22 protein-coding genes, 1 tRNA gene and 2 pseudogenes are annotated in these 23,574 nt (G+C 59.4%); 6 read left to right on the plus strand and 19 right to left on the minus strand.

The window, feature by feature from the left end:
- Positions 1–11 precede the first annotated feature (11 nt).
- The 8 genes from ACQZ63_RS23080 to ACQZ63_RS23115 form a co-directional block, all read right to left on the minus strand.
- Positions 12–1,661 carry an ABC transporter substrate-binding protein gene (locus ACQZ63_RS23080; protein ID WP_003518073.1) on the minus strand — a complete coding sequence of 550 codons (1,650 nt, stop codon included), beginning with the start codon at positions 1,659–1,661 and terminating at the stop codon, positions 12–14.
- Positions 1,662–2,123: 462 nt separating this feature from the next.
- A complete protein-coding gene (locus ACQZ63_RS23085; protein WP_448799407.1) occupies positions 2,124–4,418 on the minus strand; it encodes a molybdopterin guanine dinucleotide-containing S/N-oxide reductase in 2,295 nt (764 codons plus the stop codon).
- 18 nt (positions 4,419–4,436) lie between these two features.
- Positions 4,437–5,843: an FAD-binding oxidoreductase gene (locus ACQZ63_RS23090; RefSeq protein WP_019566586.1), complete on the minus strand. Its 1,407-nt coding sequence runs from the start codon at positions 5,841–5,843 to the stop codon at positions 4,437–4,439.
- Between the two features lie 121 nt (positions 5,844–5,964).
- Positions 5,965–6,567, minus strand: coding sequence for a 2-hydroxychromene-2-carboxylate isomerase (locus ACQZ63_RS23095; RefSeq protein ID WP_019566585.1), 603 nt, complete (start codon positions 6,565–6,567; stop codon positions 5,965–5,967).
- Entirely contained in the window at positions 6,564–7,142 is a 579-nt protein-coding gene (locus ACQZ63_RS23100) for a TetR/AcrR family transcriptional regulator (RefSeq protein WP_004431568.1), read from the minus strand. Before ACQZ63_RS23100 ends, ACQZ63_RS23095 begins: the two co-directional genes overlap by 4 nt.
- Before the next feature lie 48 nt (positions 7,143–7,190).
- Positions 7,191–8,219 (minus strand): ketopantoate reductase family protein, encoded by a 1,029-nt coding sequence (locus tag ACQZ63_RS23105; RefSeq protein ID WP_035199867.1) that lies wholly within the window; start codon positions 8,217–8,219, stop codon positions 7,191–7,193.
- A gap of 319 nt (positions 8,220–8,538) precedes the next feature.
- Positions 8,539–9,696, minus strand: coding sequence for an ATP-binding protein (locus ACQZ63_RS23110; RefSeq protein ID WP_035199868.1), 1,158 nt, complete (start codon positions 9,694–9,696; stop codon positions 8,539–8,541).
- Entirely contained in the window at positions 9,693–10,391 is a 699-nt protein-coding gene (locus tag ACQZ63_RS23115; RefSeq protein ID WP_004431575.1) for a response regulator, read from the minus strand. Before ACQZ63_RS23115 ends, ACQZ63_RS23110 begins: the two co-directional genes overlap by 4 nt.
- Before the next feature lie 170 nt (positions 10,392–10,561).
- On the opposite strand from ACQZ63_RS23115, the gene ACQZ63_RS23120 reads away from it, so the two are divergent.
- Entirely contained in the window at positions 10,562–11,347 is a 786-nt protein-coding gene (locus ACQZ63_RS23120) for a phosphatase PAP2 family protein (protein ID WP_035199869.1), read from the plus strand.
- 140 nt (positions 11,348–11,487) lie between these two features.
- Here ACQZ63_RS23120 and ACQZ63_RS23125 read toward each other — a convergent pair whose 3' ends face one another.
- The 9 genes and pseudogenes from ACQZ63_RS23125 to ACQZ63_RS23165 form a co-directional block, all read right to left on the minus strand.
- Complete coding sequence (locus tag ACQZ63_RS23125) at positions 11,488–11,772, minus strand: copper-binding protein (RefSeq protein WP_004431579.1); 285 nt, start codon at positions 11,770–11,772, stop codon at positions 11,488–11,490.
- Positions 11,773–11,796: 24 nt separating this feature from the next.
- On the minus strand, positions 11,797–12,273 hold the full coding sequence (locus tag ACQZ63_RS23130; RefSeq protein ID WP_004431582.1) for a cupredoxin domain-containing protein: 477 nt from the start codon (positions 12,271–12,273) through the stop codon (positions 11,797–11,799).
- Between the two features lie 41 nt (positions 12,274–12,314).
- Positions 12,315–13,664 carry a multicopper oxidase family protein gene (locus ACQZ63_RS23135; RefSeq protein WP_004431584.1) on the minus strand — a complete coding sequence of 450 codons (1,350 nt, stop codon included), beginning with the start codon at positions 13,662–13,664 and terminating at the stop codon, positions 12,315–12,317.
- Between the two features lie 14 nt (positions 13,665–13,678).
- Positions 13,679–15,142 carry a TolC family protein gene (locus ACQZ63_RS23140; RefSeq protein ID WP_065703365.1) on the minus strand — a complete coding sequence of 488 codons (1,464 nt, stop codon included), beginning with the start codon at positions 15,140–15,142 and terminating at the stop codon, positions 13,679–13,681.
- Complete coding sequence (locus ACQZ63_RS23145; RefSeq protein WP_019566580.1) at positions 15,139–15,369, minus strand: hypothetical protein; 231 nt, start codon at positions 15,367–15,369, stop codon at positions 15,139–15,141. The genes ACQZ63_RS23140 and ACQZ63_RS23145 overlap by 4 nt, the downstream gene beginning before the upstream one ends.
- Positions 15,370–15,456: 87 nt before the next feature.
- On the minus strand, positions 15,457–15,870 hold the full coding sequence (locus tag ACQZ63_RS23150; protein ID WP_035199873.1) for a hypothetical protein: 414 nt from the start codon (positions 15,868–15,870) through the stop codon (positions 15,457–15,459).
- Between the two features lie 88 nt (positions 15,871–15,958).
- Positions 15,959–16,276 (minus strand): annotated as a pseudogene (locus tag ACQZ63_RS23155) (hypothetical protein); the annotation flags it as partial.
- Positions 16,270–16,833: pseudogene (locus ACQZ63_RS23160) on the minus strand (AraC family ligand binding domain-containing protein); the annotation flags it as partial. The pseudogenes ACQZ63_RS23155 and ACQZ63_RS23160, both read right to left, overlap by 7 nt.
- Positions 16,834–16,938: 105 nt before the next feature.
- Positions 16,939–17,385 carry an acetyltransferase gene (locus ACQZ63_RS23165; protein WP_035199874.1) on the minus strand — a complete coding sequence of 149 codons (447 nt, stop codon included), beginning with the start codon at positions 17,383–17,385 and terminating at the stop codon, positions 16,939–16,941.
- Between the two features lie 238 nt (positions 17,386–17,623).
- Here ACQZ63_RS23165 and bioB point away from each other — a divergent pair, with 238 nt between their 5' ends.
- From bioB to ACQZ63_RS23190, 5 genes are read left to right on the plus strand one after another with little or no spacing between them, the layout of a single operon-like run.
- Positions 17,624–18,628 (plus strand): biotin synthase BioB, encoded by a 1,005-nt coding sequence (gene bioB, locus ACQZ63_RS23170; RefSeq protein ID WP_376940448.1) that lies wholly within the window; start codon positions 17,624–17,626, stop codon positions 18,626–18,628.
- On the plus strand, positions 18,625–19,767 hold the full coding sequence (locus ACQZ63_RS23175) for an 8-amino-7-oxononanoate synthase (RefSeq protein ID WP_035199877.1): 1,143 nt from the start codon (positions 18,625–18,627) through the stop codon (positions 19,765–19,767). Before bioB ends, ACQZ63_RS23175 begins: the two co-directional genes overlap by 4 nt.
- Entirely contained in the window at positions 19,764–20,402 is a 639-nt protein-coding gene (bioD, locus tag ACQZ63_RS23180) for a dethiobiotin synthase (protein ID WP_035199880.1), read from the plus strand. The genes ACQZ63_RS23175 and bioD overlap by 4 nt, the downstream gene beginning before the upstream one ends.
- Positions 20,399–21,712 (plus strand): adenosylmethionine--8-amino-7-oxononanoate transaminase, encoded by a 1,314-nt coding sequence (locus tag ACQZ63_RS23185; protein ID WP_035199882.1) that lies wholly within the window; start codon positions 20,399–20,401, stop codon positions 21,710–21,712. The genes bioD and ACQZ63_RS23185 overlap by 4 nt, the downstream gene beginning before the upstream one ends.
- Positions 21,713–21,714: 2 nt before the next feature.
- Complete coding sequence (locus ACQZ63_RS23190; RefSeq protein WP_448799408.1) at positions 21,715–22,701, plus strand: beta-ketoacyl-ACP synthase III; 987 nt, start codon at positions 21,715–21,717, stop codon at positions 22,699–22,701.
- A 123-nt stretch (positions 22,702–22,824) separates the two neighbouring features.
- Here ACQZ63_RS23190 and ACQZ63_RS23195 read toward each other — a convergent pair.
- Together ACQZ63_RS23195 and ACQZ63_RS23200 are read right to left on the minus strand one after the other, a co-directional pair.
- Positions 22,825–22,898, minus strand: a tRNA-Gln gene (locus ACQZ63_RS23195).
- Positions 22,899–23,021: 123 nt separating this feature from the next.
- Positions 23,022–23,459 carry an Lrp/AsnC family transcriptional regulator gene (locus tag ACQZ63_RS23200; protein ID WP_004431612.1) on the minus strand — a complete coding sequence of 146 codons (438 nt, stop codon included), beginning with the start codon at positions 23,457–23,459 and terminating at the stop codon, positions 23,022–23,024.
- Positions 23,460–23,574: the final 115 nt, after the last annotated feature.

The following is a 23,574-nucleotide window of genomic DNA, read 5'->3' on the forward strand; positions in this document are numbered from 1 at the left end:
TGTTGTGCGCGTCAGTCGCTGATGGAGGCGGTGTAGTAGCTGGCATAAGCCACGCCGTTATACACTTCGCCCTTCAGCTTCGGGGACTGCACGTAGATCCGCTGCACGATCTGCGTTCGCGGAATGAAATAGCCCTGCTCAAGGACATATTTCTGCAGCTCATCGAGAAGCGGGCTGCGCTCGTCGACAGAGCCGGCGCCGGCGATCTTGTCGCGCAATCCGTTGAGCGTCGCGTCACGGTCGTCAAGGGCGAACCAGTTCTCGCCATTGTTGGCGTTGGTGAGAATGCTGGCGACGGTGCCTGCATCGATGAAGCTGCGCGTCACCTCATAGGTCGGGATGGCCGCACCGCCGAATTTGACCTTTTCACCAAAGGTCACGACGTCGTAAGCGCGGATAGCGACTTTCCAGCCGAGCTTGCCGAGTTGCTGGGCGATGAGTTCATCGACCGACTTGGATGTCGCGAGATAGGGATTGGAGTGGATCGTCAGCGACAGCGGTTTGCCGTCTTTGGTCCTGATACCATCGGCACCCTTGACCCAGCCCGCCTCGTCGAGCAGCTTTTCGGCCTTGGCGGGATCGTAAGCGAGAAGTGCGCTGTGGTCGGTCGCGCCCGGCACGTTGCTTTGGATGAAGGACGTGGCGAGCTTCCAGTCTGGCGTATAGACGGTGTCGATGATTTCCTGACGGTTCACGCCGGCCTGCAGCGCCTGGCGAACCTTCACATCATCATAGGGCGGAAGCTTGGTGTTGACCGCCCAGCCGTTGACGAAGCCGAGATAACGCGGCGTTGCGACGGTAAAGCCCTCTTCGTGCAGTGACTTCAGCTCCTGCGGCGAAGCATTATAGGCGACATCGGCCTGGCCGGACTGGACCGAGGCGACACGCAACGACGGTTCCGACACCAGCTTATAGGTGATGGAATCGAGGAAGGCCGGGCCGGTGTGGCCAACGGCGGCAGGACCCCAATTGTAATCCTTGCGCTTGACCAGCTTGACGTAATCTCCCTCCTTCCAGGATTCGACCACATAGGGGCCGCTGCCGGAAGTCTTGCTGAGATCGGCCTGCTGGGTGGCGGGCTGGGCGATGGTCTTCGGCGAGATCAGGATCGAGCCGTGGTAACCGAGCGTCGGAATAAAGCCGAGCGTCGGCTTCTTGAAGAAGACCTTCACCGTGGATGCGTCCACCGCTTCAGCATGGTCGTAGGTCTTGGGGAAAAGACCGATCGGGTTGATGCCTTCGCTCTTGCGTCCGGCATACCAGATGTCGAGATTGGCGACGACCGCCGCTGCATCCAGCGGTGTGCCATCGGAGAAGGTCACGCCGTTTTTGAGGTGAAGCGTGAATTCGGTGGCATTGTCGTTCTGCTCCCAGCGCTCGGCAAGCCAGGGGCTGACCTTACCGTCGGCATCGACATAAAGCAGCTTGTCGGCGACATGGCCCCAGATATGGCCCTGAAAGCTGGAAATGGCGCTGTTGTTCGGGATCCAGGTGTCGCCGAGAGAATCGATGAGGAAGGTAATGTCGCCGCCATTGCGTGGGGTATCGGCTGCCTCAACCGGAGCAGGCCCCATCGTCGTCAGAAGCGCGATTGCCCCTGCGAGAGTGGTGGTCAGCAGACCCCGACGGGAGAAGGAAAAAAGCGAAGAACGTATCGTCATTAAGAAATCCTGATTGGTCGCGTTGTTTCTTGTCTTTGTGATTTCAGGAACTATCGCCGCTCTGCGCCGGTCTTTTGCGGCCACACGAAAGGCTTCACACGACAGCGTTGCCGGTGGTTTCAATGTCCTGAAATCGGGAAAAATGTGCCTGCTTTACCTCTTGGAGGGTCCGACCGATGTTACGGCTTAGCCGTTACTTTCAGCCATTGACGGCTCGTTCGATCGCAGGCCGTGCTTGCTGATACATCGTGCGGTCATGACGCGGTCCCTTGTTTCGAAATTCGGTTCTTGATGTCTAACGTAGCAGGGTGGCCAGAAGGAGAAAGACCAGTTGTTCTTTTTCTATCGAATTAATGGATTATTTTGCCGCGGTTTCCGAAGGTGGTAGGATCAGCTTTTCCGACGCCCGAAATACGTTGGCGGTGCGATTTTTCAGGCAGTGCCGGAACACCCGTCCCCCACTTATTTTGCAAATGCCATCTTTTCGAAAATCCGCACCGGAGGCGCCTCACCGGCAAAACGTTCCACCTCCACTCTGGTAATCTGACCGGTCGATCCCTGCGCCAGTTTCGAGGTGCCGATGTCGCGCGTCAGGATGTTCGGATTGCCGTGAATGCACGTCGCTTGCTCTGCATGCCGGTCATGCGGTTCGAACCACGCACCCGTTGCCAGCTGCATCACGCCGTTGCGCACATCCGTGCTCAGGACGGCTGCGGCGAGGCAGCTGCCACGACTGTTGAACAGCCTGATGATATCGCCATCGGCAATGCCCCGGTGGGCTGCATCTTCGGGGTTGATGCGCACGGGTTCCCGGCCCTTAATCTTGGTGGAGCGGCTGAAAGCGCCATAGTCGAGCTGGCTGTGCAGACGCTGATGCGGCTGATTGCACACCAGATGCAGCGGATAGAGCGCTTCGTCTTCCGGTTTCGTCCTGCCGGGATACCATTGCGGATGGCCGCCGCAATCGTCATAGCCGAAACCCTCGATCGTCTCGGAGAAGATTTCGATTTTACCGGATGGTGTCTTCAGAGGGAAGGCTATGGGATCATCACGGAAGGCACGCGCAGGCCCTCCGTCATCCGGCTTGAGCGGCAGACCTATCTCTCCACGTTCCCAGAACGTTTCGAAATCGGGAGCCTCGTACCCACCGGCGGCAAGCGCCCCACGCGTTGTTTCATAGAGGAAGGCAAGCCATTCCCGGCTGCTGCGACCTTCGGTGAAGGTTTCGAATTTGCCGAGCCGGCGCGCGATCTCGGAGAAGATTTCATAGTCGTCGCGCGCCTCACCAACCGGTTCGATCAGCTTTTTCATCGCGATCATCAGAGGATCGCGGTCGGCGGCGCCAATGTCGTCGCGCTCCAGAGTTGTCGTCGCCGGCAGCACGACATCGGCATGCCGCGCAGATGATGTCCATGCGGTTTCATGCACGATGATGGTCTCGGGCCGTCTGAACGCTGCCCGTAGCCGGTTGATATCCTGATGGTGGTGGAAAGGGTTACCACCCGCCCAGTAAACCAAGCGGATATCGGGATAGTGCATCCTCTGGCCGTTATAGTGAAATTCCCCACCCGGATTGAGCAGCATGTCGGCGATGCGCGCGACCGGAATGAAATCCGCGACCGGGTTTTTGAACTGGCTAAGTGTCGGCAGGGGAACGGCCAGCAGGTTCTTGCCGACATTGCCCAAAGCGCCGAGGGAATAGGAATATCCGCCGCCGTCGAGGCCAATCTGACCGAGCATGGCGGCAAGAACGATCCCCAGCCAGACGGGTTGCTCACCATAATCGGCGCGCTGAAGCGAATGGCTGACAGTGATCAATGTTCTCGCGCGCGCCATGGTGCGGGCGAGTTCCCTAATAGTTTCCGTGCCGATGCCGCAGAGCCCGGAAGCCCATTCGGGGCTTTTCGCCACACCATCGGTCCGGCCGAGCAGGTAGTCTTCGAAACGCTGATAGCCGACGGCATAGCGGTCAAGAAACGCACGATCGTGCAGGCCCTCGGTGACGAGAACATGCGCAAGTCCGAGCATCAGCGCGACATCGGTACCGGGTATGACCGGCAGCCACTCCGCATTGAGGTCTTTCGGAAAATCGTCTTTTAGCGGGCTGATCAGCACGAATCGCGCGCCGCGTGCACGTGCGCCATTCAGCTTCTGTGGCACGATATGCACGCTGTTGCCGCCGCCATGCACGTCCGTATTCTTGATCGCCATGCCGCCGAAGGCGACGATCAATTCGCTGCTGCGCTCGATTGCATCCCAGGTAACGCTCTTGCGGTCGAAATCATCGTAGGGTCCGAGCACATGCGGAATGATGACCATCGCCGCGCCGGAACTGTAGGTGTTGACGGAGCGCACATATCCGCCAAGCGTGTTCAGAAAACGGTGGACCTGGCTTTGCGCGTGATGGAAACGCCCGGCGCTCGACCAGCCGTAGGAGCCGCCGAACACGGCCTGTGGGCCGTAATCGCCGTAAACCCTTTGAAGCTCCTTCGCGACGAGGTCCGCCGCCTGCGGCCAATCGACCTCCACATAGTCGTCCGCCCCGCGTATCTGCGCGTTGCCCGGTTTCCCCTCCAGCCAGCCGCGCCTGACCGCCGGACGCCGGATGCGCGCGGCGCTATCGGCGATTGCCGGCAGATTGGCGAGCAAGGGCGAGGGGTGTGGATCGTCCGGATGTGGACGGATATCGAGCTTGCCATTCCGGTAGCTGCCGGAAAAGGCGCCCCAGTGGGAGCTGTGGGTCTTGTAATTATCCATCTGCGAAATCCCGCACGGTCAAAGCGTTTCTCGGCGGCTGGGCAAGTCTTGGCTCGGCAGGATCTTGCCCGGATTCATGATGCCGGCCGGATCTATGGCGTTTTTGATGATCGCCATGAGGTCCACCGCGTCGCCGTGTTCCTGCCGCAGATAAGCGATCTTGCCGGTGCCAACCCCATGCTCGCCGGTGGAAGTGCCGCCAACCGAGATGGCGTGCTGCACCATCTTTTTGTTGATTGCCGCCACCTCGTCGAGTTCGGCTTGATTTGCAGGGTCTACGGCGAAGACCACATGATAGTTGCCATCGCCGACATGGCCGAGAATGGCGGCGGGCACGCTGCAGTCGCGTAGCAATTCCCGGGTCCTGACGATGCAGCCGCTCAACTCGGATACCGGCACGCAGACATCGGAAGACCAGCCCTTGGCGTTCGGGCGCTGCGAGACCACGGCGTAAAACGCGTTGTGGCGCGCCTTCCACAGGCGGTTGCGGTCCTCCGGCGCATTCGCCCATTCGAAATCCCTGCCGCCATTGTCTTCCACTATGGCAGCGACCATCTCGACCTGTTCCTTCACGCCAGCAGGCGAGCCGTGGAACTCGAAGGCGAGCGTGTCCTCGACCTTGAGGGAAAGACTGGAATAGGCGTTGACGGCCTCGATCAGGCCACGGTCCATTAATTCCATTCTCGCAACTGGAATGCCGAGCTGCACGACCGTAATGGCTGCGGCAACTGCCTGTTCGACGCTTTCGAAGGAGCAAAGTGCAGCCGAGATGGTTTCGGGAATTCCGTAGAGTCGCAATGTCACTTCCGTGATGATGCCGAGCGTCCCCTCGGAGCCGACGAACAGCCGCGTTAGGTCATAACCTGCTGATGATTTACGCGCCCGCCCGCCGGTGCGGATGACCTGGCCGTTCGGCAAGACGACTGTCAGCGACAGCACGTTTTCTCGCATTGTGCCGTAACGCACGGCGTTTGTGCCGGAAGCGCGGGTTGCCGCCATGCCGCCGATGGACGCATTGGCGCCAGGATCGATCGGAAAGAACAGGCCCATGTCGCGCAGATGTGTGTTCAGTTGCTCGCGCGTGACGCCGGCCTCCACCGTGCAATCGAGATCCTCGGCGCTGATGCGGACGATTTTCGACATGCGCGACAGATCGACGGAGACACCGCCACGCACTGCCGTCAGATGGCCTTCGAGCGAAGTGCCGGTGCCGAAGGCGATGACGGGAACACCTTCAGCGGCGCAAAGCCGCACGGCTTCCGCCACATCATCCGTGCTCTCGGCGAAAACGACGGCATCCGGGATCGCCGGCGTGTGGTGGGATTCGCCACGGCCGTGTTGTTCCCGCAATGCCTGCGCGGTGGAAAAACGCTCGCCGAAACGGTTGCGCAAAGAGTCCGAGAGAGCGGGAGGCAGTGCGCTCATCGCGATACTCCGCGCGAGGAGGGCGGGAAAAGAGACATGAGAAACTCCACGGGAATGGTCTGGAGAGAGCCATGGCCGGGTTGCGGCCACGGCGTGACAGTCACCCGGTTTTCGGCGGGGATCAGGCGGCCAGTTTTTCGCCCTTGAGATGACGTTCGAGGAAGGGCAAGCTGTCCTGTCCCCAATACAGTTCGTCCTCGTAGCGGAATGTCGGAAGCCCGAACACACCGGCTGCCTTTGCGGCCTCATAATTGGCTTTCCGGATGGCTTCCACGGCATCGCTTCCGCCGCGTTCGTCCAGCGCCGCACCGTCGAAACCGGCCTTGTCAGCGATTGCGCGGCGAACTTCGGCATTGCCGATATCTTCGCCGCCTTCCCAGAAAGCTTCCTGAAGCGCCTTGGTCAGCCTCAACCAGTCCTCGCCCGCATCGATCGCGGCAATGACCATGAAGCCGGCCGGCGTGGGATCGGAAAGGGCGGCGCGATTGTCGAAGTTAAGGGACTTGCCGCGCAACGCCGCCCATCGCTTCAAATCCTTCGTCCAATAGGCGCGGCGCGCTTCCGGACGGTTGCGTGAGTAGATGGCGCCATTATCCTCGATCAGCGGGATGACATAGGGCCGTATCGTGGCGTTGTGCTCGTTAGCGAGCGCGGCGAAAGGATCCAGGCCGAGAAAGGCCCAGGGGGAGCCGATGCCGAAGAAATAGTCGATGGTCTTGGTCATATCTTGTCTCCTGAGGATATCTTGCCGGTGGCGAGATCGAACACCGAGAGCGCACAGTCCCGGGCGATGAGTACGGCATGCGGATCGCGCCCGACCGCGACGGTGGCAAGTGCGCCTTCGTAAAGAAGCGAAAGGTGGGAGGCGGCCTGATCCAGTCGCACCCCCGCTTTCGACATGACGGTCTCGAAAATATCCCGCACCATTCTTTTGTGGGTTCGAGCCACGGTGACGACGCGTTCGGAATCGCCGTGTTCGGCAACCGCGAGTGCAAAGGCACAGCCCCTGAATTCAGGGCTGTCGGCCTTCTCGTAAAGCCGCTCGAAAATCACCTGCAGCTGGTCCCTTGGATCAATCGTCGCCGTCAGAACATCCTTCAGCGAGCGAATGACACGATCGTGGCGATCCTGAAGATAGGCCGCGACAAGATGATCCTTGGACGGAAAATGCCGATAGAGAGTAGCTTTTGCGACCTTCGCTTCTTCGATGATGCGGTCGATACCGACCGCCCGGATACCTTCGGTATAAAACAGCGCTCCGGCGGCGGTGAGAATCTGGTCTGGAATGGCTTCTCTCATTTTATCGCTTCAGCTTGGTGGTTTCATGGGAAGAACAGGTCGCACGCATCATTGCGCGGCGGCGAGACCGGTTTTGTCGCGCTCGTGGAGCTGCCCGACAAAAGAAAGGATCGCGTCAAGCGGCACCGCCCTCGAGAAGCCGCCCTGATGCGCCAGCCTGCCGCCAAGAGACTGGATAGCCTCGTTATACGGTGTCGCGACGTTATGCAGACGGCCGAGCAGCACAATCTCACCGTTGAGAAAATCGACCTCGCTGGAAGCGCCTCTGGCAAAGCTCTGCCAGGTCGATTGCTGGCCGGGCTGAATGCCGCTGTTTTGAGCGATGCTCCAGCCTGAAATATCGACAGCCCGTTCAGAGGGAGAGGCGAGATTGTAGCCTGCTACCTCAAGCGTCTGGCGGGCTTCATTGACCAGCGCTTCGGCGATCGATGCTCGCAGATCGTCTTCTCCGTCGAACAGATCCAGCGCATTGCGGACGTTATGAAGCAGTTTTGCCGATTTCCAGCGGCGGATATCGCTGCTGGTTTCCGCAAGATAATTGGCGCGTGTGAGGTCTGCGGCAATCTCCTTCGCCGTTTCGTCGGAACCGGCCGGGAAGCGCCCGATCGTGACCACGCCGACCTGCGGATTGCCGGCCGCCGCAACCGCGCCGGTTTGTGTAAACCGGGCAGGGGTCAGAATACTGGCGCCGTAGACATTGGCGAAGGTCCTGAGCGCCAGCGCTTCCGTCGCCAGACCGTTCTGAAAGGTAACCACCGGCAACTGCGTGGCTGTTAGACCTTCCACGCCGGATACCTGTCGCCATGACCAGTCTGCCAGAGTGGCTGCCGCATCCTGCGTTTTGACGGTCAGCAGCAGGATATCGTCGGGCGCCAGGTCCGGCGGAGCGGATACGTCGAAGGCGTTCAGCCTTATTTGCTGCGTGCCTGAGGGGCGTTGGTAGCTCAGCCCCTGTTCAATGATGGAGGCAATTTGTGCGCCGCGTCCGACCAGAGCATATTTGATGCCGGAAAGCTCGAACTGTGCGGCAAGGCTCGCGCCAACCGCGCCTGCGCCAATGATAACGTATCGTGTCACCTTTTCCTCCAATTCAACCGGGCCGATAATGCGCCAGTATCAATTGCAGCGGTGCAGTTTGCTGGATCGATACGGGATTTCGCTCAACATCGGTCCTCCCTGACGGCGACCAATGATGACAGCTAAACTAGGCATGAGGAGCGCCTCAAGAAAGACAGGTCGTTCTTTTTCTATCTATTTTATAGAAAATAATTCGGCGTAGGGAAAATTTGCGATCACCTTATTCCCGACAGCAGTCCTGGCGCGGTGAACCGTGGAATAAGCCCCAACGAAGCACACCGTCAGCGCGCATGGGAGAGCATCAACTCGCCGGGATTTTTCAGGAGGCCGCCTTGAAGAGAACCGTGACGACGGTTCCGCCGTCCTGTCGCGGATCTATCTGCAAATCGCTGTCATGCGCCCTTGCGATCGCTCGAGCAATCGACAGGCCGAGGCCGGTGCCACCGGTCTTACGTGCACGCGACGGCTCTGTGCGCCAGAAGAGTTCGATGCCGTGTGCCTCGATGCCGGGGGGAAAACCCGGCCCCTTGTCTTCGATTGTTATGAAGGGACGTCCTTCCCGGACTCCGGTCGAGCAGAAGAGGCTCTTCCCGCTCGCCGCATAGCGGCGTACATTATCCATCAGGATGAGCAGTAGCTGTTGAAGGCGTTGAGGGTCGCCGCTAATGGGAGCCGTCTGCAGCGACATATCGAGACGAATTCCTGCCTCTTCGAGAAGAGGCCGTGCCGCCTCCGCCACGGCCGCGCATTCGGTAGCGAGATCGAGTGGCCGCATCTCCGTAACGAGACTGTTGGTTTCTGCCAGCGAAAGCGTCCGCAGATCGTCGACGAGACGCGCAAGTCCTTCCACATGGCCGATGAGGTGGCGAATGGCCTGCTTGTCGAGCGGAAAGACGTCATCGGCAATGCCGTGTAAACGGCCTTGCAGGATGGTCAGCGGGGTGCGCAGCTCGTGGGCTACCGCCATGGTGTTGAACTTCAACCGGCGCTCCATCATCTGAAGCTCCTGCGTCAAAGTCTCGAAACTGTCGACCAGAAATCCGACTTCGGCGATGCGGCTCGCCTTGATCTTTGCGCCTCCGCTGAAGTCGCCGGTCGCCATGCGCCGCGCCGCGTCGGCAAGTTCGCCGAGAGGTGCTGCAATGCGGCGGGAGATGAAATAACCAAGCAAGCTGCACAGGAAGACACCGAGCAATCCAAAGAGGAACACCGATTTGAGAAGTTCGCTATCTGCCTGGTCCTCCAGGCCCGGTAAAACCTCGATAAGGGCCTGAAGCTGGCTCTGATCCGGCATCACGCCCCGGTCAATATCCGAGAAAGCCTTGGCGGCATCAGGCGACAGTTGGGCAAGGATGCGCTCCTCAATGGTGTCCGAATACCAGGAAACGCCGAAATAGACCAACGCAACCGCAAAGATGAGCATTGTGGTGATTGTGATCGCCGTCATCGTGCGCAGGCGGAGCCGCCGGAACCTCATGATGTCTGCTCCCTGGCAAGCCGGTAGCCGATGCTGCGCACCGACACCAGATAACCGCCAGCACCGTGATCCGTCAGTTTTTTACGCAGATTGGCGATGTGCGTATCGACCGTGCGTGCCAGCGCATCGCTTTCCGGCAGGCAGGCATCCAGAAGATCGGCCCGCTGAAAGGCATAGGTGGGGCGACGCGTCATATGGGCAAGAATTCTGAATTCGCTGAGCGTCAACGGCAGAACGGTTCGTCCCGCATCGCTGCAAACAGCCGCGATGTAAGCTTCGGTATCTATTTCGATGGCGCCGAAACGCAGGATCCCTCCGCCAGTTGGCTGACGCGAGCGTTTTAGAACGGCATTCACCCGGGCGACCATTTCCTGCGGGTTGAAAGGTTTGACGATGTAGTCGTCGGCACCCAGGCGCAGACCGGTCAGCTTGTCCATATCTTCGGCAAGGGCGGTGACCATGATGATCGGTGTATCACGCTCCCGCCGTATGCGTGTCAGCACATCGATGCCATCGAGCTTCGGTAGCCCGATGTCGAGAAGAATGAGATCCGGCCGCAGCATGGAGAAATGCGTCATGGCCGTCTCGCCATCCCCGGCTCTAACGGTTCTGTATCCGTCACGAATGAGATAGGCGTCCAGAATCTGCATGATGTCGGGGTCGTCTTCGACGATGAGAATGAGCCCTTTGTCCATGCTGACCTTACGAACTTACTGATATTACCGCTTTATTGCCGGGACGCTAAGCCGACGCAAAGCGCCGGGCAAGAGCCGTCTCACGAGATAGATGCGGCAGGCACGCTTTTCCTCTCAGTCTTGGGACTTCCTCCGCAGAACCTTGACATTTCTACGGAAGAAAGCTGGCTATGCACCAGTATCTCTCCCATAAGACCGAACAGAAATGGCCAGGCCGGCCCGAAAAACCGAAGTTCCGCTTTGCCGTCATCCCCACGGCGCGCCAGACTTTCGCATGGGTTTCCGGCAGCCCATCTCTGCTCGCGCTTTCGACCACGCTTGCAATGATGGTCTTCTTCACTGTCAGGCCGGATATCGATCTTGACGCCAGTCGCTGGTTCTGGACAGATGGTTTTCGTCTTGGCGAGGATCAATTCCTGATTTCCGTCCGCGATCTGAACCGCGCACTTCCCGCCATTTTATTGTCCACGCTTGTCTGCCTGCTCCTTGCCACGCCATTTGTCTCCGGCGTGCGGCGTGCCATCCGCCCTCACAAACTGCTACTTGTTCTCACCTTTTATGCGCTTGGGCCGGGTGCGACCGTGCATGTGCTGAAAGACCTGTTCGGACGTGCCAGACCGCGGCATATCAGTGAATTCGGGGCGGATTTGTTTTTTACGCCCGTTCTTTCCCTAGATGGCAGCTGTTCGCGCAACTGCTCCTTTCCATCCGGCGAAAGCGCGTCGGCAATCGCCCTGCTGGCGTTCATCATCTTCCTGCCGGAAAAATTCCGCCTGAGCGCCACGGCGATCTTGATGCCGTTCATCGTGCTTTGCTCCCTAAACAGGGCAGCTATGGGCGCACATTTTCTCTCCGATGTCCTGATTGCATGGCCACTGATGCTCGCCGTGTTCCTCTCACTGCATCGGCTGTTCACGAAGCATGCGGACACAATCGACACTGCGTTTCTGCGCTAATTCATGGGAATACGGCATAGCGCCGAACAAAGGTCATGCCCCGAGCAATAAATTTGTGTTCGGGGTTCGTCCGCCGCCTGCTCAAATCGCACATGCCCGTGCCTGTGGTCTGGTACGGGCATGTGCAGACGGTGACTGCCTTATTTCACCTGGGCGACGACCAGCTTGCCATCCGCACGTTCGGCGATGAACTCGATGTTCGCGCCTTCCTTGAGCTTGGCGAGCAGGGCATCGTCCTTGACTCGGAACACCATCGTCATGGCGGGCATGTCAAGGTTCTTCAGTTCCTCATGAATGATGGTGACTTTCTTGGCGGTGGCGTCGACCTTCTTCACCGTACCCTTGGTGAATTCCTGTGCGAATGCGCCAAAGGGGGCTGTAAGCAACAAAGCGGCTGCAAGGGTAATTTTAACGATCGTCTTCATGGTCAGATTCCTTTTTTCGATTGGTTACTTGGCCGAAACTTTGAGATCGCCGCGCATGCCGGCCTCGTAATGTCCGGGCTTCAGGCAGGCGAATTCGAACATGCCGTCATTGGTGAATTTCCAGATGATTTCGCCGCTTTCGCCCGGCGCAAGGCTGATTGCGTTCGGATTGTCGTGTTCCATCTCCGGGGCCTTTGCCATGGCGGCCTTGTGCTCCAGATTTGCGCTCTGTTCGTCGAGAATGAATTCATGGTCCAGCTCGCCGACATTCTTCACGGCAAAGCGAACGGTCTTGCCCTTCTTGAATTCGAACTTGGCGGGCGTGAACAGCATCTTGCCATCAGGCGTTTCCTTCATGGTGACCTGTATGGTCTGGGTTACCTTGGATTTGTCGCCGGGTTCGCCGATCGCCATCGCTTCATGGCCGCCGCCGTGGGTGCCCGATGCGAAGGCGGGTGTGGCAAGAGCGGTGAGAAGCAGTGCAAGTTTCAGTCTGGTCATCGAATTTTTCCTTGGTTCTGGTGGGGATATGGTCTGCACGATCAGCCGTGTTTCATCGGTTTCGGCGTTATCTGTGTTTTCGGATCATTGGTCTTTTCGGTATCCGGCACGTCGCCGGTCCATTCCCAGGCCTGGGTACCGGGCGGGTTTTGGTACCAGCCGGGATCTGAGTAATCGCCCGCGGAGATGCCTTCGCGGACCTTCACCACGGAGAACATGCCGCCCATTTCGATGGGGCCGTGCGGACCCCAGCCGGTCATCATGGGAACGGTGTTCTCAGGGATTTCCATCTCCATCGCGCCCATATCGGCCATGCCGGCTGTACCCATCGGCATGTATTCCGGCCGCACCTTGCGGATCTTTTCGGTGACGGTCTTCTTGTCGACGCCGATGAAGGTCGGGACATCGTGTCCCATCGCATTCATCGTGTGGTGCGACTTGTGGCAATGGATCGCCCAGTCGCCGACATATTTGGCGTCGAATTCATAGGCCCGCATGGCGCCGACGGGGATGTCGATGCTGACCTCCGGCCACCGGGCCTCGGGCCGCACCCAGCCGCCATCGGTGCACGTCACCTCGAAATCATAACCGTGCATGTGGATCGGGTGGTTGGTCATGGTCAGGTTTCCGACCCTGACACGCACCCGGTCGTCCTTGGAGACCACCAGCGGATCGATGCCCGGAAATACCCGGCTGTTCCATGACCACAGATTGAAGTCCGTCATGGTCATGATTTTCGGAACGTAGGAGCCGGGATTGATGTCGAAGGCGTTGATCAGGAACACGAAGTCGCGATCAACAGGCATGAAGGTCGGGTCCTTTGGATGGACCACGAAAAAGCCCATCATGCCCATCGCCATCTGCACCATCTCGTCTGAATGCGGGTGGTACATGAAGGTGCCGGACTTCACGAGATCGAACTCGTAGACGAAGGTCTTGCCAACGGGGATATGCGGTTGCGACAGGCCGCCGACACCGTCCATGCCTGATGGCAGGATCATGCCGTGCCAGTGGACCGTTGTATGTTCCGGCAGCTTGTTGGTCACGAAAATCCGCACCCGGTCGCCTTCTACGGCCTCGATGGTCGGGCCGGGTGACTGGCCGTTATAGCCCCAGAGGCGGGCGGTCATGCCCTCCGCCATCTCGCGTTCCACCGGCTCGGCGACAAGGTGGAATTCCTTGACGCCATTGTTCATCCGGAAGGGCAGGGTCCAGCCGTTGAGGGTGACGACCGGATTGTAATCGGGACCGGTAGTGGGCTTGACGGGGGCTTGCGTTGCTGCCGTTTCCATCACGGCTGCTTCCGGCAGGCTGCTATTCGATGTCTTTGCCCAGGCCGCCGTGGAGACCATTGCGGCGCCGACGCCCAGAAAGTTTCTTCTATTGAACATGGTCGTTTCCTTTCTCAGTGTCCGCCACCGCTGCCGCCACCAGTGGCGGCAACTTCGGTCTCCGCGCCTGCCGTACCCGCGCCACCGCCGTAGATGGCGGGCGCAAGGCTGGCTTCCGCGAGCCAGAAGTCACGTTTGGCATTGATGGCGAGCAGGTTCGAATTGACCTTTTCGCGGCTGTCGGCGAGCAGTTCGAAGGTGTTGGTGAGCATGCCGTTATAGGTCAGCAGCGACTCCTCCTCGATCTTGGTCCGCAGCGGCACCACGCTGTTGCGATAGTGCCGGGCGATGTCGTAGTTCGAGCGATAGGCCTGATAGGCGGAGCGGGCTTCGGAGCGGATATTGACCGCTTTTTCGGCCAGCAGGTTTGCTGCGCGCATATAGGCGAGTTCGGATTCCCGCATTCTTGCCCGACCGGAATCGAAGATCGGAATGACGAATTCCAGCTCGGCATTGCCGGTCGTCTGTTTGTGTTTTTCGCCGTCTTCAAGTTCGCGTTCGGTCTCGAAGCCGGAACGAAGTTCTAGATCGGTAACGTATCGGGTGGCTTCTGTGAGTTTGAACGACCGGGCGGTCGATTCCAGATCGAGCTTCGCCATCTGCAAATCCACCCGGCGCTGCAGCGCCTCAGCCTCGATCATCTCACGTTTGGCCAGATCCTTTGGAAGCTGGGGCAGGCGGTTGGGGATGGAGTAGTCTATGTCCGCGCCCCACAGGCCCATCAGCCTTGTCAGTTCCTCCTTCGCAAGCCGGGCTTCAAGCCGCGCCTTGGCGATCTGGCCGGTCAGTTCGGCATAGAAGACCTGCTCGCGAGCCTGGCCTTCCTTGTTCAGCGAGCCTGCTTCGCCAAGCCTCCTCGCAAGTTCCGAGGCGGCATCCGCGGCTGTCTGGGCCTGAGCCAGCTGGCCGACATTTTCCCAGGCAGCAACCGCCGTGATCCAGGCGCGGCGGGTATCTGCCGCCAATTGCAACGTCTTCAGCGCGGCTGCGAGCTGCGCCTTTCGGAAGCCGGTATCGGCAATCTCGACATTCTGTTTGAGCGTGGCCAGTGCCAGAATATTGGTGACGATCACACCCTCGATCGCCTTGTAGGCCCGGAGCCCCGGAGTGCCGATCCCCGTCAATCCGATGCCGACCCTCGGATTGACCAGCATGGTCGATTGCCAGGCGGTTGCGGCCGATTCACCCAGATCGGCATAGGCCGCCTGAAGGCCCTTGTTGTTGAGGAGCGCGACCTGAACTGCCGTCTCGACATCGATTGTTTTCGCTGACATCAGCGATTTGACGCGGGTTGCGGTTGCCTGCGCCTCGGCCCGGTTCTGTATCCAGACAGTCTGCTTTCCTGTCGCCTCGGTCGCCCTGGCCGAAACGGTGGTGAAGCCTGCGTTCTTCGAGGTGTAGTCGGCGGCCGTGACGCAGCCGCCAAGAACGAGCGGGACGGAAAGGACGGCCGTGAGTTTGATCACGCGTAGCGTCATGATGCGTCTCCTTTCGGAGCCTGCGCATCGTTCTGGTTTCGCCAGGGCTTCGGGTCCACCGGAGCACGGTGCGAGTAACCTGTGACCGGTGTCTTATAACGCAGAGGGGTGACGCCGAGCGACGGGTTTGTCGCGTCTTCATACGAGGCGGCCTCGTTCATCGAGGATGTGGCTGTGCAGCCGCCCAGCAAAAGGGGCGCTGCAACCACGATGTAGATAGGGTTCATGGTAATTTCCGAACAGGAGATGCAACGGCGCGACGGCGCTAAAGCCGTTCACGCACGATCATTGCCCGAGAGGCGGGCTTTGCCTGTTCAGATATTCGGTGGACGGTGAAGCAGCGGGATCTGGCCCACGGTCTTGCTGTCGTCAAGGAAGGAACGGATGGAATTGACGACTGGTCCGCCAAGGGCGTCATGCGCAATCAGCACCGCCATGCCGAGACAGAAATCGTTGCAGCATTCCTGCTTCACGGGCTTTTTGACGCCGCTGTCGTGGTCTGCCGTATCCATATTATGGTGGTCGCTGGACATCATGGCCGAACCGCCATGGTCCATCATCGCGCGGTGATCCATCATCATGGCGGATTGGGTGGTCTGCATTTCCGCGGTATCGGGACCATGCATTGCGGCATTGACGGTGGAAACGCTGTATCCCGCCAGTGACAATATCATCACCAGTCGAAACAGCAGTGCCGTCAATTTCGATGTTCGCAACATCCCACGCATGCCCTGTAGAAGAGCCGCAGTCCTGAAGTTTGTCAATGGATATCGCTCATAACCATCAATAAATAGCACGTCTGCCGGTTCTTAAACCTCACACTGTCTCCATAAAGGCATCGTCGAGAATGAGGAGTTTACGTGCCTGCATGCGGGCATATTCCTCGTAAAAGCCCGTGGAGATCCAGAGAGCGGAACGCCCCTTCCGTCCGCTCCAGCCGATGCCGCCGATCAGTTCGGCCGCGCCAAGCTTGCGCCTGACATGGATTCGGGAAAGGGAGAGCGATGCCGCCAGTTGCGATGCTGTTTTCACATCCGTCAGGTGTCTGCCCTGTTCTGTCGGCTTTTCCCAGTCGATCCCGGCGATCAGGCGGTCCATCAGCAGCCCGCCCGCGTCGAACCAGTTGAAGATGCGCGCACTTCCGGCATTGCAGGCGAAAGTCGTCCACGCGCCGTTATGGCTAATCGAGCGATATGCGTCACATCGCGCACGGAATCGATGAGCCTGCTGTGTTCGCCGTTCAGCGCGTTGAAGAGCGCCCGGAACGGCCGGGAGAAGGCGGTCTTGTCGGCGTAACGCGTGGCGAACAGGTCATCGGCCGGTCGGCCAAGCATGACTTCGTCGTCGACGGGGATCTTGAGCATCTTGTAGTGAAAATCCGCCTCACCGCCCGGTATCGCGTCATAGGGCAAGTCCGAATAGTTGATGGTGAAATCACCACCGCTAACGGCATGGATCCTGTCTCGGCCGGCATGCAGCAACCCCGAACCCTTCACCTGCAAGCCAATGCAGAGGCTGTCGCCGGCAATGCGGGCAATATCGGCTTCCGTGCGGTTGACCCGGTAAGAGGAAGCGCGCATTTCGCTTACGACGGCGCCTGCAACAGAGCGCGCCTGAAACGACCCGCTGAAGGCCTGGCGGCGATCCGGCGCAAGCTCGATGGTTACGCCAAACAGGCTTTTGCCGCGCACTTCGCGCCATTGGTCGAAGCGGTGCTCGGGCTGAAAATCCTCGGTTGCGAAACGGATGATGGTGTTCGTGGCTTGCTCCCCCCAGACGAGCCATGTCCCCCCGGCTTATTGTTCGGTTGCGCCAAACCCAAGATGGACGAGCGGATAGGGACGTCCCTGCCCGTCGAGGTCGGAGCGTCCCGTCGGCTTGAAACCGAGCCGGCGATAAAAGCCCATGGCCTGCGTATTCTGTTCGTTGACATCGGTGGTCAGCGCGGGGTGTGTGGCAAGTGCTGCCTGCACGAGCGCCTTGCCGATGCCTCTGCCGTGATAATCCGGATCGATGAAAAGCGCTTCCATGTGCCCTTCATGCAGAAACATGAACCCGAGAGGCTTATCCGACGCATCGACGGCGAGCATCAAAGCGGCCTCGGGAAGAAAAGCCGTCACTTCTTCCTCGATTGCGGCGCGATCCGCTCTGTGAAGAAAATCATGGGTATCGTCTACGGCCTTACGCCATATTTCAAGGATGCGGGCCGTGTCGCGAGCGTTGGCGGAACGAAGTGTGATCATGCCTCACCTTTAGCAATTGCGGCGTTTTTGCGCCATGGGTCTTTTCCGCAAGGCGTTTTCCCACTCGCTAAATCCCCGCAGCCAAACGCCGCAGTCTTACCCCGCATATTTCTTCGACCTCCGGTGACTGACGTTTTTCTCGAAAAAAGTTCTTGCAAAAAGGTCCGATAAAAAAATAGATAAAAATAAGTTCTATCTATTTATTTGAAGGGAAAATCGCCGGATGGATCAGATTGTTATGGAAATTGAACAAAATCAGGCGCCAGTCCCCTCAATCAAAGTGGATTCTTCACTCGAAGAAGCAAAAATTATCTATAATTTACCATTTAATGACCTCCTGTTCCGGGCGCAGCAGGTGCATCGTCGCCATTTCGATGCCAACGCCATCCAGATGAGCCGGCTTTTATCGATCAAGACCGGCGGCTGCCCGGAGGATTGTGGTTATTGCAGCCAGTCCGCCCGCAATCCAACAGGTCTGAAGGCTTCCAAACTCATGGAGGTGGAGCGAGTTCTGGCAGAGGCGCGCAAGGCGAAAGAGGGCGGGGCGACGCGCTATTGCATGGGGGCGGCGTGGCGCAACCCTAAGGAGCGCGACATGGAGGCGGTGGTGGCCATGGTCGAAGGCGTCAAGTCGCTCGGCATGGAAACCTGCATGACACTCGGCATGCTGACGCCGGAACAATCCGAACGTCTCGCTCACGCCGGGCTAGATTACTACAATCACAACGTCGATACGTCGGAGCGGTTCTATTCGGAGATCATCACCACCCGCACCTTCGAGGATCGGCTGGAAACGCTCGCCAATGTTCGTGATGCCGGCATGAAGGTCTGCGCCGGCGGCATTCTCGGCATGGGAGAAACGGTCGAGGACCGTATTTCCATGCTGGTAACCCTTGCTAATCTGCCGGTTCCGCCGGAAAGCGTGCCGATCAACATGCTGATCCCGATCCCCGGCTCGAAGCTTGCCAAGGCCGCTCCGGTTGATCCGATCGACTTCGTCCGCACCATTGCGCTTGCGCGCATCCTCATGCCCCGTTCGCATGTGAGGCTTTCCGCCGGACGTACCGAAATGAGTGATGAGACGCAGGCGCTCTGTTTTCTGGCCGGGGCGAATTCCATCTTCGTCGGCGAGACGCTGCTGACGGCGGATAATCCGGGGGAAGATCACGATACGGCGCTGTTCCGGCGGCTGGGCCTGAAGCCGATGGCGTTGCAAACGGCGGAAGCGGGAGAGACCCGGTGAATTCGTCGGCGCTCTCCGCCTATGAGCTGAAGCTTGCCGGTCTGCACCGCAAGTCGCGCCTGCGGGCGCTAGCGCCCCGGCAGGGTATCGACTTCACCTCCAACGACTATCTCGGGCTTGCCGATGCACCCCGGCTGAAGGCGGCGATCACTGACGCAATCGAGAGCGGCGTGCCTGTGGGTGCCGGTGGTTCGCGGCTGCTTCGCGGCAACCATCCCGAACATGAGGCGCTTGAAACGGAGGCGGCGGTATTTTTCGGCGCTGAGAGGGCGATCTATTTCGGTAGCGGATTTGCCGCCAATGTCGCACTTTTTTCCGCACTGCCGCTGCGGGACGACCTCGTTCTCTACGATGCGCTGATCCATGCCAGCGTGCATGACGGCATTGCCGCCGGCAAGGCGAAGGCGGTCGCTGTGCCGCATAATCAGGTTGAGGCATTCGAACGGGAAATAAACCGATGGCGGCAGGCGGGCGGCAAAGGTCGCCCGTGGATCGCGGTGGAGAGCCTCTATTCCATGGATGGTGACCGGGCGCCGGTTGCGGCCCTTGCCGACCTCGCCGGGCGACATGGCGGCTTTCTCGTCGTCGATGAGGCGCATGCCACCGGCGTGTTCGGGCCGGGCGGGCGCGGCCTGGCCGCTGAACTGGAAGGTCGCGGTAATGTCGTGGCGCTGCACACCTGCGGCAAGGCGCTTGGTCTTTCCGGCGCGCTTATCAGTCTGCCTGCGGTTCTTGCCGATTACCTCACCAACCGCGCCCGCGGTTTCATCTATTCGACCGCGCCGTCACCGCTGATGGCGGCGGCTGTGCGGGAGGCCTTGCGGATCGTCGCCGACGAGCCCTGGCGGCGCATCCGTCTGGAAGAACTGATAAATTTGGCCAGCGAACAATTACGATCCGGGCTGGGCGTGACGCCCGGCGGCTCGCAGATATTGCCGGTGATGATTGGTGACAATGCGCGTGCACTGAAGATCGCCACGCGTATGCGAGACGGCGGCTTCGACGTGCGCGCTATCCGCCCGCCAACGGTGCCGGAAGGCACGGCACGCCTGCGCATATCCATTACGCTCAATGTCGAGGAAAGCCAGATCGCCGATATGGTCGGGCTGCTCGCCTTCGCCATGGAGGAGGAACGATGAGCCTCCGTTTCATCGTCTCGGGCACCGATACGGGTATCGGTAAGACGGTTTTTTCTGCGGCGCTTACTCACGCATTGCAAGCCCATTACTGGAAGCCGGTGCAATCCGGGCTCGAGGAAGAGACCGACAGCGAGGTGGTGGAGCGGATGGGTGGCGTGCCGCGCGCGCGCATCCTGCCGGAGGCCTATCGCCTGAAAATGCCGGCCTCACCGCATCTTTCGGCCCGCTTCGACAATGTCACGATCGAGCCCGAGCTTTTGCTGCCGCCGGAAACCGATGGGCCGCTGGTGATCGAAGGGGCGGGCGGTCTGCTGGTGCCGCTGACCGACACATTGCTGTTTGTCGATATTTTCGCCCGCTGGCGAATTCCGCTGATCCTGTGCGCCAGAACCTCACTCGGCACCATCAACCACACGCTGCTGTCGCTCGAGGCGCTGCGGCTGAGAGCCATTCCGGTGCACGGCGTGGTCTTCATCGGTGATGAGAACCGGGAAAATCAGCGCATTATCGCCGATATAGGCCGAGTTCGCTCGCTTGGCCGCTTGCCTCGCATACCGGAGATGACTGCCGAGGCGCTGCACGATGCATTCGCTCAACAATTCGATCTCGCTGATTTCCTGGAGGTGCCGGCATGAGCCGTTCCCGCGTCTGGCATCCTTTCACCCAGCACGGGCTGGAACCGCCGATGAAACGCATCGTCTCGGCGGAGGGCGCCTATCTGGTCGATGAGGATGGCCAGCGGTTGTTCGATGCAATTTCATCCTGGTGGGTCATCACTCACGGCCACCGGCACCCGGCAATCATGTCCGCCATCCGCGCAGCGACCGAGACCTTCGACCAGATCATTTTCGCCGAGTTTTCGCACGAGCCGGCCGAAACGCTGGCCAAAGGGCTGATCGAACTCGCGCCTGCCGGCTTGGAACATGTGTTTTATTCCGATAGCGGTTCGACCTCGGTGGAAGTGGCGCTGAAAATGGCGCTCGGTTATTTTCACAATTGCGGTGAAAAGCGAGATCGCATCGTGGTCATGGAGCACGGCTACCACGGTGATACGATCGGCGCCATGTCGACGGGCGAACGCGGCGTGTTCAATGCTGCGTATGAACCACTGCTATTCGGCGTCGACCGACTTGCTTTTCCGGAAGCGGATTGTGAGCAGGAGACGCTCGACATGTTCGAGAGCTTTTGTCGTTTGGGCCGAGTCGCCGCCTTGCTGATCGAGCCGCTTATTCTCGGTGCCGGTGGCATGAAGATTTACCGCGCGGAAGTTCTCGCCGGACTGAAACAAATTGCCGAACGCTACGGTTGCCTTGTCATCGCCGACGAGGTGATGACGGGCTGGGGCCGGACAGGAACCATGTTCGCCTGCGAGCAGGCGGGAGTTTCACCGGATATTCTGTGCACCTCCAAGGGGCTGACCGGTGGCTCCCTGCCGTTGGCAGCGACCTTGTGCAGTGGCGAAATCTTCGACGCGCACTTCTCGACCGATCGCCGCAAGACCTTTTTCCATTCGAGTTCCTACACCGCCAATCCGATTGCCTGCGCTGCCGCTGTCGCCAATCTGCAGGTTTGGCGCGATGAGCCAGTGGTACAGCGCATCGGTCAACTGCAAGAAGTGCTGCGCGACAATCTCGGGCGATTTGCGGATGACAGGCGCTTCACGAACATGCGCCAGATTGGAACCATCGCAGCGCTTGACCTCGTCGTGCCCTCTGGCGGTTATCTCGCGGAGGCGGGGCCACGCATGCGGCAATTGTTCCGCGAGCGCGGGCTCATCATCCGCCCGCTCGGCAATGTGCTCTATCTGATGCCGCCCTATTGTTCGACGGCGCAAGACCTCACCCGCGCCTTTGACGCCATGGACGAAGTGGCCTCGATCGTGACTGAAGCCGCTCCGGGAGAACCCGGCGCGGCCGCGATCAAAAACCGTCTCCGAAAGGCCTGACAATGCAGACCCGTTCTTCCCGCATGGCTGGCTTCGGGCATGCCGTGCCAGCGCGATGTGTCCGCAACGCCGAGATTGAGACGCGTCTTGGGCTGGAGGCTGGCTGGATAGAGCGTCGGACGGGGATCCGCACACGTTATTGGGCGCAAGAGGGCGAGACGCTGAGCGGCCTTGCCGAAAAAGCCGGCCTCATGGCACTGGAAAACGCGAGAATTGGCGCCGAGGATATCGCACTGACATTGCTTGCGACGTCCACGCCAGACCATCTTTTGCCGCCTTCGGCCCCGCTGCTTGCGCACCGGTTGGGCCTCACACAATCCGGGGCGATCGATCTTGCCGGGGCCTGTTCCGGTTTTCTTTATGCGCTCACTCTTGCGGATGGTTTTGTCCGCACCCACGGCCGCGCGGTGCTGGTTGTTGCCGCCAATATCTTGAGCCGTCGTATCAATCCGGCGGAAAGGGCAACTGCGGTTCTGTTCGCCGATGCTGCCGGCGCCGTCGTGCTTGTCCCCTGCCGGGATGCGCAGCGCGGCCTTTTGTCTGCCGATCTCGTTTCGGATGGGAGCGGTTACGACCTGATCCAGATCGCGGCGGGCGGCAGCAGCCAGCCTTTTTCCAATGATACAGAGGCTGAAGATACCCTTATGACGATGCGGGACGGCCGCGAGGTCTTTTCCCGTGCCGTCGCAACAATGACGCAGACCTCACAGCGCGCTCTGCAACGCGCAGAAATGACGGCCACCGATATCCAGCGGTTCGTGCCGCATCAGGCCAATGCCCGCATGTTCGATGCCGTCTGCGGCAATATCGGCATCGACCGGCAAAAGACGGTACGTACAGTCGAAACCTTCGGCAACTCTTCTGCCGCCACTATTCCGCTTTCGCTTTCCGTTTCCAATGCTGAGCGGCCCATCACGGAGGGTGAAACGCTGTTATTGACGGCGGCAGGGGCGGGGATGACTGGGGGGGCGGTGGTGTATCGAGGCTAAGGCCAGCTGGAGACGGAAATGTCTTAGTCGGATCGAGCCGCGCGCACAACGTTGGCAGATATAGGCAGAGCGCGGTGATGCAGCTCAAGTGCTCGAAAAAATTTGATTTTGTTTGGAGAAATTTGGCTGGGGAACCTGGACTCGAACCAAGATTAACGGAGTCAGAGTCCGTCGTTCTACCATTGAACTATTCCCCAAAAGCCCGAAGCGGGTTACCGCGTTCGCTTTGGTGGGTCGTCATATAGATGATTTCTTGCGGGGCGCAAGTCGAAAAAATCGAAAAATGCGTTTTCGTCGCTCTTTTGCGTCTGTCTCCTGCGTCAGAGTCGCGCACGGGTGGAGCGTGGGGTGGAGAGCAGAAGGCTGGTCTCGCTGCCGGTAATGCCAGGGACAAGGCGGATACGGCGGAGCACCGCGTCGAAATCGCTGAGAGTGGCGGCGTTAAGTTCTACGATCAGGTCCCAGCGGCCGTTCGTGCTGTGGATTTCGGATATTTCCGGGAAACCGCCGAGAGTGCGGATGACGCGGTCCGTCACATGTCCTTCAATCTCGATCATCATGATGCCGCGGATCGCCGCCTCCACCGCATCGGCACGCAGGATGACGGTGTAACCGATGATAGTGCCGTCATTTTCCATTTTTTCGATGCGTGAGCGTACCGTTGCGCGCGAGGTTTCCGTCTCGATCGCCAGATCGGAAATGCTGCGTCTGCCGTTATGCCTCAAAAGGGTCACGAGCCGTTCGTCGAGATCATCCATTGGTAGCCATTCTGATAAATAGATTTGACCAAATCGATAGCCTATTTCGATAATATTGCCAATATTTGATGTTCATTCCGCCATGTCTGTGTGGTTTAGTGAGGTTATCGGTTGA

It is taken from the genome of Agrobacterium sp. CG160-95 (assembly GCF_053521725.1).